We start from the raw sequence: 17,150 nt of genomic DNA, 5'->3' as shown, positions 1-17,150 counted from the left end.
ATCGGTCAGTGCAGTGTCGGTTCCGGTTCGCCATGATGCGTCAGTTCGATGTCCTTCAATCCGCGCGCAAACCAAGGGTAGATGCAAGGCACCACCAGTGAGGTCAACAGGGTCGATGTGATCAAGCCCCCGATCACCACCGTTGCCAACGGACGCTGCATTTCCGCACCGTCGCTCGTTGACAGTGCCATCGGCAAGAACCCCAGGCTCGCCACCAAGGCGGTCATCAGCACCGGCCGCAGTCGCACTTGGGCGGTTTCGGCACTGACCTCGCACAGTGGCATCCCGGTATGACGCAGATTTTCTGCGGCACTGACCCAAACCAACCCGTTCAGAACCGCGACACCGAACAGCGCGATAAACCCGACGCCGGCGGAAATACTGAACGGCATCGAACGCAAGTACAGCGCGATCACGCCGCCGGAAGCCGCCATCGGGACAGCCAAGAAGATCAGCAGTGCCAATCGCAGGGATCCCAGACTGGTGTGCAACAGCAGCATGATGATGATCAACACAATCGGCAGAATGATGGCGAGTCGGCGGCTGGCCGATTGCAGATTTTCAAAGTCACCGCCCCAACGAATTTCGTAGCCGGGGGCAAATTCAACCTGCTCTTCCACCGCGGTTTGTGCCTCGTTGACGAACGTCGCGACGTCACGCCCACGCACGTTGGCAGAAATAAATGTCCGCCGCCGTTGGCCTTCGTGTTCGATCGTCGGCGGTGTTTCTTCCAGCCGGATGTCCGCAAGCTCCTTCAGTGGGATCGATTGGCCGGCTGAATCGGCCACCGGAACCTGTTCGAGCAACTTGAGGTTCTCCCGCCAGTCGACCGGCACACGCACCATGATCGGATAACGCGCGCGGCCTTCAAAAATCTGTCCGACCTGGTGTCCGCCGAGCGACGAGACGACGTCGAGCACGGTTTGCGCATCGATGCCGTATTGTGCCAGTGCTTGTGGTTTGGTTTTGATGGTCAACGTCGACAGGTTCGCTTGGTAATCCGCTTTGACATCCACGGCGCCGGGAATCGATCGCAGCACCGACTCAATCTCTTTGCCCTTGATCCCCAGTTCTTCCATGTCGTCCCCGTACAGCAAGACAGCGACGTCGGCCTTGACGCCGGCGACCAATTCATCGACCCGCATTTCGATCGGTTGGGTGAAACCGAAGGCGACACCGGGAACGTTTGTGTTCAGTTCATCGGACATCTGTTCGATCAACTCGTCACGCGTCTTCGGCTCCGGCCAACTGGCGACGGGCTTGAGCAGCACCCAGACGTCCGTCTGGTGCACGCCCATCACATCGTTGGCGATCTCCGGCCGCCCGGTTTTGGAGAACACGGTTTCGACTTCGGGGTACTTTTTCAGAATGTTTTCGATCTGGGTCGACATTTCGATCGATCCCTCCAGCGTCGCACTGGGCAATCGCAACGCTTCGACCAACAAATCGCCCTCTTCCAACCGCGGCATGAACTCCGCACCCAAATGCCGTGCCATCGGCAAACTGACCGCAAAGATCGTCAGCGCTGAGGCGATCGTCACGACGGGGTGCTTGATCGCGCGGGTGACCAGTGGTGTGTAGAAGAACTTTACCACACGCACCAGAAAGACCTCTTTTTCCTTCATCTTTTTGGGAAGGAAGATCGAAGCCATCGCGGGCATGAACGACAGGGAAAGCACCAGGGATCCTCCAAGCGCGAACAGCACCGTCAACGCCATCGGCCGGAACAGTTTTCCTTCGGTGCCTTCCAACAGCAGGATCGGCAAGAAGACGACGGCGATGATCAGTTCGCCGAACATGGTCGGTTTTCGGACTTCGACCGCGGCGTCACGGATCACGTCTTCGTGTGTCGTGTCACCATTATCGTGGGAGAGTTTGCGGATGCAGTTTTCGACCATGATGACACTGCTGTCGACGATCAATCCGAAATCGATCGCCCCGAGACTCATCAGGCTGGCGGTGACGCCGGTGTAGGCCATCACGTTGGTGGCAAACAACATCGACAGAGGGATGGCCAAGGCGACGATGATCCCGGCGCGAAGATTGCCCAACATCAGCAACAGCACCACGATCACCAACATCCCGCCTTCGGTCAGATTGGTCAGAACCGTTTTCAGCGTTCGACCGATCAGCGCGGCGCGGTCATACGTCACTTCCAGCGTCACGCCTTCGGGCAGTGTGACCTCAATCTCTTTCAGTCGCTGTTTCGCCGCGGTGACGACCTCGCGTGAGTTTTCGCCGATCAGCATCATCACCAATCCCGTCACGACTTCGCCCCGTCCGTCGCGTGTGACCGCACCTTGACGAGTCATCGGCTGGATACAAACCTCAGCGATGTCGCGAATCAAAATCGGATTGCCGTCGCTTTCGCGGCGAACCACCACCTCCTCGATGTCCTGCGCGTTTTCCAACAGCGACACCCCGCGAATGAAACGCTGTTCGCCGTGGTGGATTACGTAGCCGCCGCCGGACGTGTTGTTGTTGTTCTGCAGACGCTCAAACAGCAATTCCATCGAAATGCCATAGCTGGTCATGCGGTCGGGGTCGGGCTGCACCTCGAACGTCTTGTAGTAACCGCCGTGCGTGTTGATTTCCGTCACGCCGCTGACTTCGCGCAAGCGTGGCGCGACGTCCCATTCCAACAGCGTGCGCAATTGCATCGGGGTATGCCGGTCGCTGCGGACTTCAAACTGCAGGATTTCTCCCAGCGCGGTCGTCAACGGACCGACGGTCGGTGATCCGTAACCGGGCGGAATGCTGGCCGCGGCATCTCCCAGGCGTTCGGTCACCAGTTGTCGAGCACGATAGATATCGGTGCCTTCGGTGAACACAATTGTGACGACGGAGATCCCGAACTTGGAGACACTGCGGAGCTCTTCGACGTCCGGCAGCCCTCCCATGGTGTTCTCGACCGGATACGTGACGTAGCGTTCGACTTCGACCGGCGAGAGCGAACCGGCATCGGTGACGACTTGCACTTGCACGTTCGTCATGTCCGGCACCGCGTCGATCGGCAAGTGCAACGCCGAGTACATTCCCGCGGCGGCCATCAACAACGTCAGAATGATGACCAGACCACGGTTGGTCAGTGAGAGTTCAATGATGCGAGTGAGCATGGTGCCGGGATCGGAGTTGATTCACGTGTGGAGGTGGGTTCAGTGGGAGCGAAGTGGATGCCAATGCTTCCACCGGCTCTCACTCGGCTTCGCCTTGCAGCAACAGTTCGGACTTCAGCAGGAACGCCCCTTCGGTCACGACCCGTTGCCGCGGCGACAATCCCTCGGTGATTTCCACCCAGTCGTCCGACACGTCGCCGGTGGTCACGTCGACGCGTCGAAAGGCACCACCATCGACGTCGACGAACACGAATTGCTGGTTGTCGTGTTGGATGACCGATTCCGGTTTGACCGACAATGCCTGCCGCGCTTGACCGATGGGAATCGTCACGCGGACAAACATGCCCGGTCGCAGCAGGCCGTCTCGATTGTCGATTCTTGCGACCAACGGGACCGAGTTGGTGTCGGGTTGCACTTCGCGGCCGACGTAGTGAATCGTCGCGCCGAAAGACTGGTTTTCCAGCGCCGGAACGCGGACCGCGATTTCGGTTCCGGGTCGTAGCGACACCGCGGACCAATCGCTTTCACGAATACTCGCTTCGACGTACAACGAATCGGTGTTGGCCAGCACGATCAGCGAGTCGCCACGTGAGACGCGTTCGTTGTCAGCGAACATCCGCGATTCAACCGTACCGTCAAACGGGGCGCGGACTTCCAATCGCGACAACGCTTCTTCGTTGCTCAGATTCGCGGTTCGTTTGTCCTCCTTGTATCCGAGCAGGGTTTCGAGCGACTGCCACGCCAAATTCAGTTGACGATCGGCCTGCGACAACCCGGCTTCGGCTTGCAGTTTTGCTTGTTCGGCGTCGAAGGTTGCTTGATCGCGAGCGGTTCGGAACGCCGTTTCGGCCAGTTGTCGCTCGCCCTCGCGTTCACGGACCGTCCGTCCAGAAACCGAGCCGGATTCGACCAAGGGCTGAATCTTGGTGATCAACGCGTCGGCCAACTTCATTTTCGAGTAGCTCGACAAGATGGCCTGGCGGTAGCTGCCCAAGGCCTCGTCGGCAAACGCGGCTTCGATCACCTCAACGGTTTCACCCCGATCGAGCATCTCCGAGAGCCGTTGCAGATTTTTGGACAATGTCGTTTCACGCGTCAGCACCTGCCGAGCGATCTCACGCTCTTTCTGGCGCTTCAAGATTTCGGCGCGTGCTTGTCCGATTTCGGGGCTGCGCAAGACGGCGATCAGCTGACCGCTGGCGACGGGGTCACCGGGGGTCACCAAGATCTCCGACAAAATCCCATCCATCGGGGCCTTCACGTCGACGTGCCGGGTTTGGTCGTAACGCAATCGGCCCGGGACGGTGTGAACATGTTGAACCATTTGCTGCTGGGCCGGAATGGTTTCGATCCGCGCGACCGCCAGCTTCCCCTCGGGCAGGATCACGGTGTCCGGATCCACAGGTTCCTGGACCTGCTCGGATTGTGTTTCGGTCGCCGCGGGGTTGTTGATCGTGTGGATCGCCAGCCAGCCCCCGGCCATGACGACCAAGACCAGCAGTGTGGGAAGCCCCTGCGAGAGTGTGTGCAAGAGATTCGGCTTGGCGGCGGGGCTCGTTGGCTCGGACATCGCGGGGAGCAATCGGAAGGTTGGGATTCGGGTCTTGCCGAAACCCAGAAGCACGCACCGTGCCAGAGTGCACCGGGAGCGAGAAGACGAGGTTTTGGGGCCGTTTGGGTCGGGCGGGAGTGGCCACGGCCGGCCAATGCACAGAGATTCGCCACGGCAGTGGACAGTTTCTGTCCACCGCGGCGAGTAGCGACCGCGGGTGTTGGTCCGACCACTGCTGCGAATCCTGTCGCTCTCGATGGGACCGATACGTCCAATGTGTCCGATGCGTCCCATTCGTCCCACTGGATGATCATTGCCTCGCCGAGCAACCCGCACTGAATACCAAAGCTTCAGTCGATCGCATCGACCGAGGCGCGGAGTGGAAGCAATCGATGGTTTCGGGTACTCTTGGCCTGGAACCAGGGATCGGGCCGGCGATCGGTCGTCGCTCAGGATCGGCACGTCAGGGTTGGGGATCACAGGAGCTTAAGGAGCATTCATGTTCGACGCGGCAGAGCTGGGACAACGTGTTAGCCAGCGAGAATTCAAGGAACGGGAGCTCGAGCTGCGGACCAAGCTGCTGACCTTGCAGTTTCGCACGGGCGAATTGGCGAGATTCCCCGTGTTGATCGACTTTGCCGGCGTGGAAGGGGCTGGCAAGACCACCGCGATCAACATGCTCAACATGTGGATGGATCCGCGTTGGATCCGGACGATCGGGTACCAGAAACCGACGCACGTCGAAGCGGCACGCCCGCGGTTTTGGCGTTACTGGCGCGACATGCCACCCAAAGGCCGCATCGGCTTGTACCTCAGTGGGCGTTACTCCGAGCCCTTGCTGGGCAGGGTCTACGGCGAGATCGACGAGCGGGAATTCGACAATCACCTGTCCGAAATCATCCGCTTCGAAAACGCATTGGTCGACGACGGCGCACTGATTTTGAAGTTCTGGATGCACCTCGGCTCCACCCAGCAGGAAGAGCGGCTCCGAGAACTCGAGGCCGATCCGCTGCTGAGCTACCAGGTCACCGAGGAAGACTGGAACAACCACGAGCACTACGACGATTTCATCGCGGCGGCCGAGCGGCTGATCACCCGCACCAACCGCGGCGCCGCGTCGTGGCATATCGTCGAAGGGGGCAACGAGAATTATCGACACCTCCGCGTCGGCGAAATCATCGCTGCCGAGCTGTCTCGCCATCTGGATGCACAAGAGCAGAAAGCGGCCAATCAGTCGGCGCCGGTGCGGGTCGCCAGCCCCGACATGCCGAAGGTCGACACGGTCTTCGATGCGTTGGACCTGACGCGTTCGGTACCGAAGTCGGAATACAAGAAAGAGATCAAGACCGGCCAGGCTCGACTCGGTGAACTCGGTCGCAAGGCGCAGGCAATGGAGCAGTCGACCGTGCTCGTGTTCGAAGGTCCCGACGCCAGCGGCAAAGGCGGCGCGATCCGCCGCACGGTCTGGAGCCTGGATGCCCGCACCTACCGCATTTACCAGTTCGCCGCACCAACCGAAGAAGAGCGTGCGCATCACTACCTGTGGCGTTTTTGGCGTCATCTGCCGCGGGCGGGAAATGTTTCGGTGTTCGATCGAAGCTGGTACGGGCGGGTGCTCGTCGAACGCGCCGAGGGCTTCGCCACCGAGGACGAATGGCGGCGGGCCTACAACGAGATCAACGACTTCGAACACCAGATCGTCGACCACGGCATCCTGTTGCTCAAGTTCTGGCTGCACATCGACGAGGATGAACAGCTTAAACGATTCAAGAAGCGAGAGAAGTCGCTGTATAAGCACTGGAAGCTGACCGACGAAGACTGGCGCAACCGCGAACTGTGGCAGGCCTACAAACAGTACGGCCAGGACATCATCCAGTACACGAGCACCAAGAAAGCCCCCTGGATACTCGTCGAAGCGAACAACAAACAGTACGCCCGCCTGAAGGTCTTGCAGACCGTGATCGACCATTTGCAAGAACGCCTCGGCTGACCGCGCGTGCAAGCTCGCCGGACTAACCGACCAACGCGGCTTCGATCGAAAGGCCGGGGCCGAAACCGAGCATCACGCAGGGCAAGGATTCCGGTTCTTGCAGCAACCGCTCCAAGATAAACAGCACGGTCGGCGAGGACATGTTTCCGTATTCAGCCAGAATGCTTTGCGACACGGAGAGTTCTCCCCGTCGAAATCGCAACGCGTCCCCACAGGCCTGCAAGATCTTGGGGCCGCCGGGATGAATCGCCCAGCCGCGGATGTCGTCGATCGTCAGACGATGTTTGCCAAGCCAATCCCGTAGCCAGGGTTCCAACGTCCGCTGGATCAACGCCGGCACACGCGGTGATAAAGTCATCTGAAAACCGTGGTCTCCGATCCGCCAACGCATCAAGTCTTCGCTGTCGGGCAGGATGGTGGATCCGGTCGCGATCACCTGTGGGCCTCGCGATGATGACGGCGCCGCGCAGGCGACCAGCGCGGCGGCCCCATCGGCGAACAGTGCGTTGGACACCACACGCTCGGGGTGCCATCCGTATTGTTGATGCAGCGTACACAATTCAACGGCACACATCAGAATCCGCAACTCGGGATTCGAACGGGCAAACGACTCGGCCACCCGAAGTCCGTTCAGGGCACCATGACATCCCATGAACCCGATGTGCGTGCGGCTCACCGACGGGGCGAGCCCACAGCGTTTGATGATCGAAACGTCCAGCCCGGGCGCGTAAAATCCGGTGCAGGAAACCGTGATCAGGTGATCGATGTCTGCGGCGTTGAACGACGATCGATCCAACGCTTGCAAGACCGATTCAGAACCCAAGCGGCCGGCGTGACGTTCGTAAAGCTCCATCCGCTGTGCGGTCGTCGGCCCACAATCCTCGGGGCTCGTTGCAGGTGCGAAAAACGTTTGGCGAACCGGCTGCGTCTTTTCCGCGACGCCGGTCATCGCCAAAACACGATGATCCCCTGTGTCGAAGTCACCATTTTGCGAGACGGATGAATCGAATCGAGGTTCGGAGGATTCCAAGGCAACGCTATGCCGATAGCGGACCCCGGATCGCTGGTACAGCGCCGATAGCAACCGCGCTTGCTTGGCGTTGTCGCAACACAGGGTTTGCGCGATCTCCGCGGCGGAACTCTGGGAGATTCCATGAGCCGGCGTCGCCGTGCCGAGGCCGTCAATGATCATGCTCATGTTCCTATCCGATTCATCTGATGTTGATCGGTAACCGACTTCGACCGATCGTTTTGTTCCAACACGCCAATCCGTTTTACTTGACACGCCGTCTCGCTCCCAGGGGCAAATACCGATTCCCGGCCCAGCGAAGGGAGCAAAACCGCGGGCCAAACGATCGAATCGCCAACCGGGGCGGCGGTCAGCAGTCGCGCGCACTCATTCATGTTTCTCCGCGACGATCGCGCCATATTGCATCGCACCGCTACGATAGGCATTCAGCAATGCATCGAAACCGTCAATGAAGTCGACTTGTTCACGATCCAGGACACGCGCCAGATGTCGAACGCCGGTCCGCTGGACACGTCGTTTGCAAATTTCCCAGGTGCGAGCCACTCGATCGGTCCATTCGACGTTGTGTCGAATTTCTAATCCGTTTTGGACCATCCACTCGGCATAGTCGCGGCGGGTCGCCAAGGAGGGACAGACGAAACGTTCACAAACCTCTTCACATTGCCTTCGGTGCCCCGGTTGCGTCGTGTCTTCGCCTTCGAACCACACGCAAATCGCCAAGCGTCCTCCGGGCCGAAGCCACTCGGCGGCGCGTCGGACGAATCGGGGTTTGTCGAACAGATGCTCGGTGCATTCGACCGACCACACGACATCAAAACTGGCGGGCTGAAACATCACACGCTCGGCGTCTTCGGCCAAGAAGCGTGTCTGGCCGGCGACCCGTTTGAGGCGTGAAGAGAACGCAGCCCAATTTCGTTGGACCGGGCTGAGCGTGACGCCGGTGACGTCGCATCCGCGCAGTTTGGCAAGTCGAATGGCCGACCCGCCCATCCCACAACCGATATCCGCCACCCGGTCCACGGACGTGATGCTGGCCAAATCGGCCAGGGTGTCGGTCAATTGGCATTGGGCTTGGTAAGCCGACGTGTCGTCCTCGGAAACGTTTTCGTCCCACAGCCCATGGTGAATGTGCGGGCCCCACAGCAATCGGTAGAACAGCGTGCCGAGTTGGTAGTGGCTGCGGATGGAATCCTGCTTGACTCCTTCGACGGCGATCATTGTTTTTCTGGCTGCGGAGTGGGTAACGCTGTGAGCATTTTTTAGCGGTAGGACCCATTAAGAGTTGCACGTCTCATGCCAAAGACGGGGGATTCGATGAGCCAACGGCCCGGCGACTTTCCAAGGGCACGGTTTTGGGGGAAAGTTCGCGGCCGACCGTCTTCGTCATCACCCGGGGCAGCCCCGTGGCCGGCAAAGCTGGACTTGATTTGCCATGGGGTGGATCGCTTTTTGCATCTGCGGCGATGAAGTTTGCCGTTTCAGGATCGGAAAACCGTGTGGAACTGGAATTGCGCCAGCCGAGATGCTAGTTTCAGTCCTGTTGAAACTTCTCTTGCGCGCAAAAAGGCGGGTGACTCGGATGCCGATCATTTTAGTCGTGGACGATTCGGACGTTGATCGCCTGTTGATGAAAGGGCTGCTCAGTACCGACGTGGATTGGTTGGTGTCTCAAGCCAAGAATGGGGTCGAAGCGGTCGACATGGTCACCTATGCGTTGCCCGACGTCGTCGTGACCGACCTGAACATGCCGGAGATGGACGGTTTGCAACTGGTCTCGCACATGGCGGAATCCTTTCCCGAAGTGCCAGTGATTCTGGTGACCGGAGAAGACGATTCGGAAATTGCACTCAAAGCACTGCGTCACGGCGCCGCCAGTTTTGTCCCCAAACAGCAGCTCGCCGAAAGTTTGCTGGAAACCGTCGAACAGGTGTTGGCGGTCCGCGACGCCGATCACTATGACGAACGAGTCGTTCAGCTAACCACCAACACGCGTTACCGATTCGTTCTCGACAACGACCCGACGTTGATCTCTCCGGTCATCGACCGCATCCAGCAAGGGATGATCGCGATGCATCTCTGTTCGGCAACGCAGAGAATGCACATCGGGATCGCCTTGGAAGAAGCTTTGTTGAATGCGATGCTGCACGGCAACCTCGAAGTGCCGTCGAACAAACTGCTCGAGATCCGCAATCTGCTGCACGAAGGCAAGACGTCGACGATTGTGGAAGAGCGTCGTAGTGAACAGCCTTATGCCGATCGTAAGATCCACGTGGCGGCTGATTTTAATCGCAGCCGAGCCCAATTGGTTGTCGGTGACGGCGGATCAGGATTTGATGTCGAAAGCGTCTGGCCCCAATCCGCCGAAGACCGGATCAACGAGGAATCCGGCCGCGGCCTGCTACTGATCCGAACCTTTATGGACGAAGTCTTGTTCAACGAGACGGGAAGTGAGTTGCGGATGACGCTCAAGGAACTCCGCCCGCAGGCGGTTTGAGCACGAAACCCAACCCACGGGTTGGAGCCCATAGGCTCACAGCAGCCGGTTGAGGCGCACAGCAAACGGTTGATCATCGTTTGAGATCCACCGGTTCGCGCGCCCGCAAGCGGCCTCTTCATTGACGTCAACGTAACGTCATCGGGGTGCTGGCTTATCGAACAGCGTGGTGCCCTGGCGACCAACCGCGGAGCCCTGGCGACCAACCGCGGAGCCCTGTTGACCCAGCGATACGCTATTAGCGGCTATTCCGAGGCGCCGAAAATGTTTGGCATGATTACTGCGGCAATTGGATGCGGCCACGAGGACCATTCCTTTTCGGTCCAATCCCTTGACCATGCTGCTACAAGCTTTCCGATGAATACCACAACAAAGACCCACAATTCGACTGAGACAACCAGCCAAGACGCACCGCTGAGCAAGAAGGCACCCTCTAGCCCCTTCCTTCTGGTGGCCCTTTCTTATTTGGGGATACTGCTGCTGGCAGCACTCGCCTTCGCCCTGTTGTACTGGATGATTCGTTAAACCGGGCAAGGACAACTTGTGCGGCCGACTCTTTCCGTTTTCGATCTTACCAACGCCTGTTTCCATGTCTGCCAGCGAAAACATGCTTCAAACCGAAGAAGGACGCGCCGGCGGAATGCGTGCGGCGCTCGACGCGGCACGTCATGGGATCCTTGCCGGGCAAGCTCCGTTCGGTGCGGCGATCTTCACCGAGCAAGGTGAGTTGATCGTCGCGGAGCACAACCAGGTCAGAAAGATGTTGGATCCGACCGCCCATGCAGAGGTCTTCGCGATCCGATTGGCCTGTCGTTTGATTGACCGGCAAACGCTAACGGGCTGTTGGCTCTTTACGACCTGTGAACCCTGTCCGATGTGTGCTACCGCGGCCGTGTTCGCGGGCTTGCGTCACGTCGTCTATGGTGCCTCGGTGGAAGATGCACAGGAGGCGGGATTTTCGGAATTGCAATTACCGAGCCGCCAAATTTTTGATCGCAGCAGCGATGAGATTACCGTCTATCCCAACGTGCTTCGGCAAGAGTGCCGCGCATTGTTCAATCTACCTTAGTGGTCTATCGCAGCTCAATTTTCGGGTAGTAGACGAGGCGACGAGTCCTTGCGAATATGCCGACTACAGAGGACTCGTCGCCTCGTCCACTACCGCCTACCCGAAAACCAAGGTGCGGCGGAACACTAGTACTAGGGTGGGTCCCGATGGCTCGCCCCAATCGACAGACTATCGTTTGGCATCTTCCGTTTCTCGCAGGCGCGAGCGAGTCCTCGATTGATCTCCATGAAGCGGTCGGCCGCTCCGGATCGCACTGGTCAGCGTTTCGTCCAACTCGACGGGATCGAACTGTCCTTTCACGACGTAGGCATGGGCGCCGCTTTCGCGGGCATCCAGCGACGTCTGGGGATCGTCCAATCCGGTCAACATGACGACCGGCAAATCGGCGAATCGAGACTGCAATTTGCGCAGGCCTTCGATCCCGAAGGAATCGGGTAGCGAATAGTCGAGCAGCACGACATCGCATTCATGGTTCAGGATCCACTGGATCGCCGAATCCAGGGTGACACAAACGTCCAGTTCGTAGCGACCGGTGCAATCGGCGAGCGTCCGTTGAAAGAGCAACGCGTCGACTTCATCGTCTTCGATGAGCAGAATCTTGGCGGCGTCGAGGGAGGTGTGGCCCATGTGGATCGGCTTGGCGTCGGAGAGTGATTGGCGGTGGGGTTCAAACGCAATGCCGCTAAGTTAACTCAGCGGTATTGGGATCACGCGGGGACGCTTGCCGACGGCAAGGTGACGACATTGAACCAGTACGTGCCGAGCCGACGAACGGACTCGGTGAATTGATCGATGTCGACCGGCTTTTGGATGTAGGAATTGCATCCCAAGTCGTAACTGCGCAGGATGTCCGCTTCCTGTTCGCTGGTCGTCAGGACAACGACGGGGATGCGTGACAGATGCTCGTGTTCTTTCAGGTCGCCGAGCACTTCGCGCCCGTTTCGTTTGGGCATGTTCAAGTCCAGCAGAATCAGATCCGGGGTGGGGGAGGATGCCGGATCTTCAAATTCGCCTTGGCGCGTCAAGTACTCCATCGCCTGCACGCCGTCGTTGGCAATCCGGAGGTCGACATGGATCGAGTCGTGTTTGAGTGCGCGGCGTGTCAGCTCTTGATCACCGGGGTCATCTTCGACCAGAAGAATCACCGCGGGTCGTCGACGTTGGGGTTGGTCGCTCATCAGAGTTCCATTGGGGTAGGAGATTGGGGTAGGAGATTGGGGTAGGAGATTGAGAGGCGGGATTAGCAGATCGCTAATTCAACGGGTTCGGTTTCGATCGATTCGGTCGGGGCCGTTGGTTCGATCTGCGGTTCGGCGATCGGCAAGGAGAACCGAAAATGGGCGCCTTGGCACGGTTCGGATTCCACCCAAATCTCACCGGCGTGTCGCTGCACCGTTTTCTTGCAGATCGACAGTCCGATGCCGGTGCCCTCGTATTCGCCACGGTTGTGCAATCGCTGAAAGGGCTGGAAGATTCGCTCGGCGTATTCGGGTTTCATGCCGATGCCGTTGTCGCGGACGCCGAGCACCCAGTGATCATCGTTTTGCGTGACGGAGATTTGAATGGTGGGAGACACTTCGTCGGTGAACTTGAGCGCGTTGCTGACCAGGTTCTGGTACAGCTGCGTCAACATGGTACGGTCACCGATGACGGTGGGAAATTCATCCCGAGTGATCACGGCGCCGGTCTCCTTGATGCGCAGCTCCAATGAATCGAGGGCGTCATCGACACATTGTTCCAAATCGACCGGCTCGTGTTTCATCGCCGATCGGCCCACGCGAGAAAGCTCCAACAACGCCTGCACCAGGCTACGCATCCGTTTGGCGGCATCGACGATGAATTGCAAGTCGCGTTGGGCGTCTTCGTTCAAGTCACCGTCGATGTCTTGTTCCAACAAGCGGCTGAAGGAGACCAGTTTACGAACGGGTTCTTGGAGGTCATGGCTGGCGATGTACGTGAACTGATCGAGTTCCTTGTTCTGCTCTTCGAGAGCCTTGTTGGCGTGAACCAATTGACGGCTCGCTCGCGCCGTCTCCTCCACCGATTCGCGGAGCTCTTCGGTCCGTCGATGCACCTCGGCTTCGATGCGTTGATTGGTCGATTCCAACTGCGCCTGGTTACAGGCATTGCGGGACATATCGGCCAGACTTTGTCGAATCGTGACGATCAAAAAGATGTCTTCGAAAACGACCCACCCGGCGTGTTCGATCAAACGCAGCGGCGCTCCGCCGATCACACCGTAGACCGATTCGGGCCACAACCAACCGCGTAGCCCATGATCGGCGGCGACGACTACCGTCGCGGTGCACAGGACCCGCCAGTCACGATAGCAGGCCAGGAACGCGAGTGAACCGAAGATGTGAAAGTGCGTTTCGATACGTCCGCCGGTCAAGTGGATCAACAATGCCGACGTGAGCATTTGGCTGATCGCGATGATGTGTCGCGTGACGACGCGTCCCGGTCGTTTCCAAGCCAACAGGACGGGCAATGCGGTGATCACTCCGCCCAGCAGAATCGCGGCCCACACATGCACGTGGGTTTCGCTGATCGCGCCCGACCAGGTCCGTGGCGAAATCCACAGCGCCGCCATGATCCCGGCGACCCACTGGATGACCATCAGCGCCGCGAACAGTCGATCGGTGCGCACGTGAATGAGCTGTTGTTGCTCGCGCAATATTTCGTCCGCACGGCGGCGGTCGCCCGCATCCGGCGTGGCAGCTACGGTTGATGACATGATTGATGGGTCTCCTGAAGGTTGGTGCCGAGTTCGCAACCGTAGACCTTGGTGCTGTCCACGTCGCCAGAGCCTTGGTTCAATAATTGGACAATCGTGGATCGTCCCAGGTTGTCGCCGCTGTGTCCGCGCGAGGCCGTGATGCCGCCGCGGAACCTCAATCGACCGGCCGGGTCGTACAGCAAGACCAAACCGGAGATCACTGCGGCGAACCGATTCGCTTCCACGCCACCGGGGTCGGCATACACGCTAAGGTCCGGTATCTGTTCGGCGGCCTGCCAGAGCTGGGAGTATTCCCAACCGGGTTCCAACGCGCAGGCCGGGGGTTTGACGAACAATGCCGAAGCCTGCACCCGATCCGCGCATTGCGTCATGATTCGGGCCAGTTCGCCGAGCGTGGCGCGAGTGCAAGGGCATTTGGGATGGGCGAACAGGACCAGCGTCCAACGCTCCGGTGACCGTTCGATTTGCGAGTCGCTCGGCCAACGATCCGGTGCGACGTGCAGCGGGCCTGCGGTGTGTTCGTATCGCCAGACGATGCCCAGGCCGGCCGCCACCATCACGCTCCAGGCGATCACCAACACGGGGATCGTCCATCCACCAGGGCGACGCGCCACGTGGTCAAACGCCGTCCCCTGGCCGGCAGGGGCGTCGCGGTCGTCGGAAGGTCTTGGGGTCATCAAATCGTTCGCCGGGGCAAAGGCAGTCTCTAGCCATTGTGGGGAGCGTAGACCGCGATTGAAGGGGCCGCTTTTGCAAACCCGCCAAAGGGAGGATTCCCCTCAGGACCGTCACGTTCACGACCTCGTTGAGGGAGATCGGACGTGCGGGGCGGGTACATCGCGGTGAAGCACTTGATGGCGGCTGGCCGCGAGCCGGCGGATGGCAAACGAAGATCCGCCGTTTGGCGCGAGCCGACGGGACTCAACGCCGTTCGCGTGCTTTTCGCTTGGCGCGCTGTTGATCGCGAAATCGCTTCTTGCGTTTGGCGTCCTTGGCGGCGTCCTTTTCCGCTTTCTCGGCGGCCAGGATTGCGGTTTGCGTTTTCTCACGCTCCATGATCTTGGGCGTCTCCAGCGTCAATCGGCCGAAGACGCCTGATCGAAATTCCGTCACCAGGATTCGCGAGGCGCGATCAATGTCGACAAGATTGTTTTTGCCCAAACAGCCGCGTTTGCGTCCGATCGCTTCGATGGCTTCCAATTCCGTCGTCGGCTTGGGATTCAACTCGTAACGCTCGGTCAGCTTGTCGGGATATTCGGCCAGCATGTACCGCGCGGCGAAGAAACCGATGTCGGCGTACTCCATCGCCGTTTCTTTGATCGAACCCAGCAATGCCAACCGGTAACCGCTATTGGCGTTGAGCACGTTGGGCCACAGCATTCCCGGCGTGTCGAGCAGCGTGACACCGTCGCCGATGTTGACGCGTTGTTGTTGCTTGGTGACCGCGGGCGTGTTGCCCGTCTTGGCGATCTTTCGCCCCGCCAGATAGTTGATGATCGTCGATTTACCGACGTTGGGGATCCCCACGATCATGGCGGTCACGGTTCGGCCGCTGCGGTGGGGCACCATCTGGGTCGCGATGGATTTCAAGCGTCGAATCGTCGGCACGTCGTCGGTGGTCACCGCATGGCTGCGCACGCCGACGGTTTGCTCAAAATAAGCTTGCCAGGTCGCCGTCATCGCTTCATCGGCCAGGTCGCTCTTGGCCAACACCTTCAAGCAGGGTTTGTCGCCGCGCAGTTCGGCCAGCAACGGGTTCTCGCTGGAATACGGAATCCGCGCATCGAGGATCTCGATGACCACGTCCACTTTCGGCAACGTCGCCTGCATTTCAAGCCGAGCTTTATGCATGTGGCCGGGAAACCACTGGATGGACATGGGACGCTCGATGGGGCGTGAGACGTGAAACGGAAAACGACAAAGCGTCGTGTAGTGTCGCCACTGAAAGCCGTTCTGCTAACCCCAAGGCCTCGAAAAAGGGCAAAACCCGTCAACGGGTTGTCAATCTCGCCCCGATCTCACGCTGCCCCGTATCCTTCTGCCGTCCCCCGCCCACGCCAAAGGCCGAACCGAAAGGTTGGCGTGGGCCGGGACTAAAACAAATGGTAAGCCTTGGCGTCCAAGCGGCTCGCCAATTCGGGGTCATTGGCTCGCGCCAGCAGGTCATAGTAGCCGTAGGGATACTTGAACACGTGGCCGATGCCCAAGGTTTTGTCGCCTCGTTTTTGCCAGTATTCCGCGTCTCGGGGACGCAGCGGGCTGAGCGGGTGATCTTTGATCTTGCGGTCGCCTGGTTGGGGGCCCAACCGCGTGACCGTCACGTATTTTCGAAACGCGGTGCGACAACTCTCGGCCCATTCGACATCTCCCATCGCGGCGAGTTCAACGAGCGACTGACCGAAGGTCAGCATGTGCCCGGCGAACCCTTGTCCATAGCCGACGAACCGATCGATCGCATCGCTGGCTTCTTGCAAGATAAATCGCGATGCAGCCTGCGAATCATCGAAAGGTGGCGGGTCAACGGCGTCGTCTGGTTGGATGTCGCGCCAGGGCTTGAAGGCTTTGATCAGGTTGCAGATTCCGGCAACCCGCTCGGGCGTGGCGGTTTCGGGCAGCATGCGAAACGCTTTGATCGCGTGCATCGCAAAGATCGCGTCGTGGCCGACTTCGCGCAACACCCCGCCGCCTTCGGCCAGCGCCTTGCCGACCTGTTCGACCGCGTCGGGCACGGGATCCTGTTCGGGGAACGGTTCACACAGCTTCGACGGTGCCCAATTGAGGTCGAACAGTTGGACGATTCTGCCGGCGGCCACATCATCGAAGCCGTTGTCGACGCACATCAGGTGCGCCGAAATCATCGACGCGCCGCGATGGCCGTCGGCGAAGTAGTTCATTTCGGGCGCTCGCGCGAGGGCATTGAGACCAAGCCGCACCAGACGCTTCTCGGTCAAGCTGCGTTCCTCCGCGTTGGATTGGCGATCACCAGCGAGCAGCCATCCACTGATCAGCGCCCCGCTGCCCATTGCAAATCGTCTACGGTCCAGCGAAGGATTCATCGTTCGGTCTCCCATTTCAGTCGGCTCCCATTTCAGTCGGCGGTCGGCGGAGTCGGTGATCGCGTGCCGCTGAACGTTCACCGGCGGCCGCTTGCTGACCGACCGT

14 protein-coding genes are annotated in these 17,150 nt (G+C 59.4%); 4 read left to right on the top strand and 10 right to left on the bottom strand.

Features of this window, described 5'->3' with window-relative positions; all coding sequences use genetic code 11:
- Nucleotides 1–5 precede the first annotated feature (5 nt).
- Complete coding sequence (locus tag TBK1r_RS29335) at nucleotides 6–3,116, bottom strand: efflux RND transporter permease subunit (protein ID WP_145218612.1); 3,111 nt, start codon at nucleotides 3,114–3,116, stop codon at nucleotides 6–8.
- A 79-nt stretch (nucleotides 3,117–3,195) separates the two neighbouring features.
- Nucleotides 3,196–4,686, bottom strand: a complete 1,491-nt coding sequence (locus tag TBK1r_RS29330) for an efflux RND transporter periplasmic adaptor subunit (protein ID WP_419580504.1) — start codon at nucleotides 4,684–4,686, stop codon at nucleotides 3,196–3,198.
- A gap of 481 nt (nucleotides 4,687–5,167) precedes the next feature.
- Here TBK1r_RS29330 and pap point away from each other — a divergent pair, with 481 nt between their 5' ends.
- On the top strand, nucleotides 5,168–6,658 hold the full coding sequence (gene pap / locus TBK1r_RS29325; protein ID WP_145218608.1) for a polyphosphate:AMP phosphotransferase: 1,491 nt from the start codon (nucleotides 5,168–5,170) through the stop codon (nucleotides 6,656–6,658).
- A 22-nt stretch (nucleotides 6,659–6,680) separates the two neighbouring features.
- On the opposite strand, the gene TBK1r_RS29320 is transcribed toward pap, so the two are convergent.
- Both TBK1r_RS29320 and TBK1r_RS29315 read right to left on the bottom strand, forming a co-directional pair.
- The gene (locus TBK1r_RS29320; RefSeq protein WP_145218606.1) at nucleotides 6,681–7,856 is read right to left on the bottom strand and encodes a type III polyketide synthase; all 1,176 of its coding nucleotides are present in this window, start codon (nucleotides 7,854–7,856) and stop codon (nucleotides 6,681–6,683) included.
- A gap of 198 nt (nucleotides 7,857–8,054) precedes the next feature.
- Nucleotides 8,055–8,906 carry a class I SAM-dependent methyltransferase gene (locus tag TBK1r_RS29315; protein WP_145218604.1) on the bottom strand — a complete coding sequence of 284 codons (852 nt, stop codon included), beginning with the start codon at nucleotides 8,904–8,906 and terminating at the stop codon, nucleotides 8,055–8,057.
- 361 nt (nucleotides 8,907–9,267) lie between these two features.
- On the opposite strand from TBK1r_RS29315, the gene TBK1r_RS29310 reads away from it, so the two are divergent.
- From TBK1r_RS29310 to TBK1r_RS29300, 3 genes are all read left to right on the top strand, one after another.
- Nucleotides 9,268–10,182, top strand: a complete 915-nt coding sequence (locus TBK1r_RS29310; protein WP_419580503.1) for a response regulator — start codon at nucleotides 9,268–9,270, stop codon at nucleotides 10,180–10,182.
- 219 nt (nucleotides 10,183–10,401) lie between these two features.
- Nucleotides 10,402–10,707 carry a hypothetical protein gene (locus TBK1r_RS29305; RefSeq protein ID WP_145218600.1) on the top strand — a complete coding sequence of 102 codons (306 nt, stop codon included), beginning with the start codon at nucleotides 10,402–10,404 and terminating at the stop codon, nucleotides 10,705–10,707.
- Between the two features lie 64 nt (nucleotides 10,708–10,771).
- Nucleotides 10,772–11,251, top strand: a complete 480-nt coding sequence (locus TBK1r_RS29300; RefSeq protein ID WP_145218598.1) for a nucleoside deaminase — start codon at nucleotides 10,772–10,774, stop codon at nucleotides 11,249–11,251.
- 168 nt (nucleotides 11,252–11,419) lie between these two features.
- On the opposite strand, the gene TBK1r_RS29295 is transcribed toward TBK1r_RS29300, so the two are convergent.
- From TBK1r_RS29295 to TBK1r_RS29270, 6 genes are all read right to left on the bottom strand, one after another.
- Nucleotides 11,420–11,878: a response regulator gene (locus TBK1r_RS29295; protein WP_145218596.1), complete on the bottom strand. Its 459-nt coding sequence runs from the start codon at nucleotides 11,876–11,878 to the stop codon at nucleotides 11,420–11,422.
- A gap of 80 nt (nucleotides 11,879–11,958) precedes the next feature.
- Entirely contained in the window at nucleotides 11,959–12,429 is a 471-nt protein-coding gene (locus tag TBK1r_RS29290; RefSeq protein ID WP_095737026.1) for a response regulator, read from the bottom strand.
- 62 nt (nucleotides 12,430–12,491) lie between these two features.
- Nucleotides 12,492–13,985 carry a sensor histidine kinase gene (locus tag TBK1r_RS29285; RefSeq protein WP_145218594.1) on the bottom strand — a complete coding sequence of 498 codons (1,494 nt, stop codon included), beginning with the start codon at nucleotides 13,983–13,985 and terminating at the stop codon, nucleotides 12,492–12,494.
- The gene (locus TBK1r_RS29280) at nucleotides 13,970–14,665 is read right to left on the bottom strand and encodes a thioredoxin domain-containing protein (protein WP_145218593.1); all 696 of its coding nucleotides are present in this window, start codon (nucleotides 14,663–14,665) and stop codon (nucleotides 13,970–13,972) included. The genes TBK1r_RS29285 and TBK1r_RS29280 overlap by 16 nt, the downstream gene beginning before the upstream one ends.
- Nucleotides 14,666–14,909: 244 nt before the next feature.
- The gene (gene ylqF, locus TBK1r_RS29275; RefSeq protein WP_145218590.1) at nucleotides 14,910–15,866 is read right to left on the bottom strand and encodes a ribosome biogenesis GTPase YlqF; all 957 of its coding nucleotides are present in this window, start codon (nucleotides 15,864–15,866) and stop codon (nucleotides 14,910–14,912) included.
- Between the two features lie 215 nt (nucleotides 15,867–16,081).
- The gene (locus TBK1r_RS29270; protein ID WP_145218588.1) at nucleotides 16,082–17,044 is read right to left on the bottom strand and encodes a hypothetical protein; all 963 of its coding nucleotides are present in this window, start codon (nucleotides 17,042–17,044) and stop codon (nucleotides 16,082–16,084) included.
- Nucleotides 17,045–17,150 lie beyond the last annotated feature (106 nt).

Source organism: Stieleria magnilauensis (assembly GCA_007753675.1).
Taxonomy (GTDB): domain Bacteria; phylum Planctomycetota; class Planctomycetia; order Pirellulales; family Pirellulaceae; genus Stieleria; species Stieleria magnilauensis.
The sequence above is the reverse complement of the archived record's forward strand: the minus strand, read 5'-3'. Positions and strand labels throughout refer to the sequence as shown.

Coding starts and splice junctions, on each gene's coding strand:
- TBK1r_RS29285 (WP_145218594.1), bottom strand. CDS start 13,985: ATGTCATCAACCGTAGCTGCCACGCCGGATGCGGGCGACCGCCGCCGT.
- TBK1r_RS29315 (WP_145218604.1), bottom strand. CDS start 8,906: ATGATCGCCGTCGAAGGAGTCAAGCAGGATTCCATCCGCAGCCACTAC.
- TBK1r_RS29330 (WP_419580504.1), bottom strand. CDS start 4,686: ATGTCCGAGCCAACGAGCCCCGCCGCCAAGCCGAATCTCTTGCACACA.
- TBK1r_RS29295 (WP_145218596.1), bottom strand. CDS start 11,878: ATGGGCCACACCTCCCTCGACGCCGCCAAGATTCTGCTCATCGAAGAC.
- TBK1r_RS29310 (WP_419580503.1), top strand. CDS start 9,268: ATGCCGATCATTTTAGTCGTGGACGATTCGGACGTTGATCGCCTGTTG.
- pap (WP_145218608.1), top strand. CDS start 5,168: ATGTTCGACGCGGCAGAGCTGGGACAACGTGTTAGCCAGCGAGAATTC.
- ylqF (WP_145218590.1), bottom strand. CDS start 15,866: ATGTCCATCCAGTGGTTTCCCGGCCACATGCATAAAGCTCGGCTTGAA.
- TBK1r_RS29335 (WP_145218612.1), bottom strand. CDS start 3,116: ATGCTCACTCGCATCATTGAACTCTCACTGACCAACCGTGGTCTGGTC.
- TBK1r_RS29280 (WP_145218593.1), bottom strand. CDS start 14,665: ATGACCCCAAGACCTTCCGACGACCGCGACGCCCCTGCCGGCCAGGGG.
- TBK1r_RS29270 (WP_145218588.1), bottom strand. CDS start 17,044: ATGAATCCTTCGCTGGACCGTAGACGATTTGCAATGGGCAGCGGGGCG.
- TBK1r_RS29300 (WP_145218598.1), top strand. CDS start 10,772: ATGTCTGCCAGCGAAAACATGCTTCAAACCGAAGAAGGACGCGCCGGC.
- TBK1r_RS29290 (WP_095737026.1), bottom strand. CDS start 12,429: ATGAGCGACCAACCCCAACGTCGACGACCCGCGGTGATTCTTCTGGTC.
- TBK1r_RS29320 (WP_145218606.1), bottom strand. CDS start 7,856: ATGAGCATGATCATTGACGGCCTCGGCACGGCGACGCCGGCTCATGGA.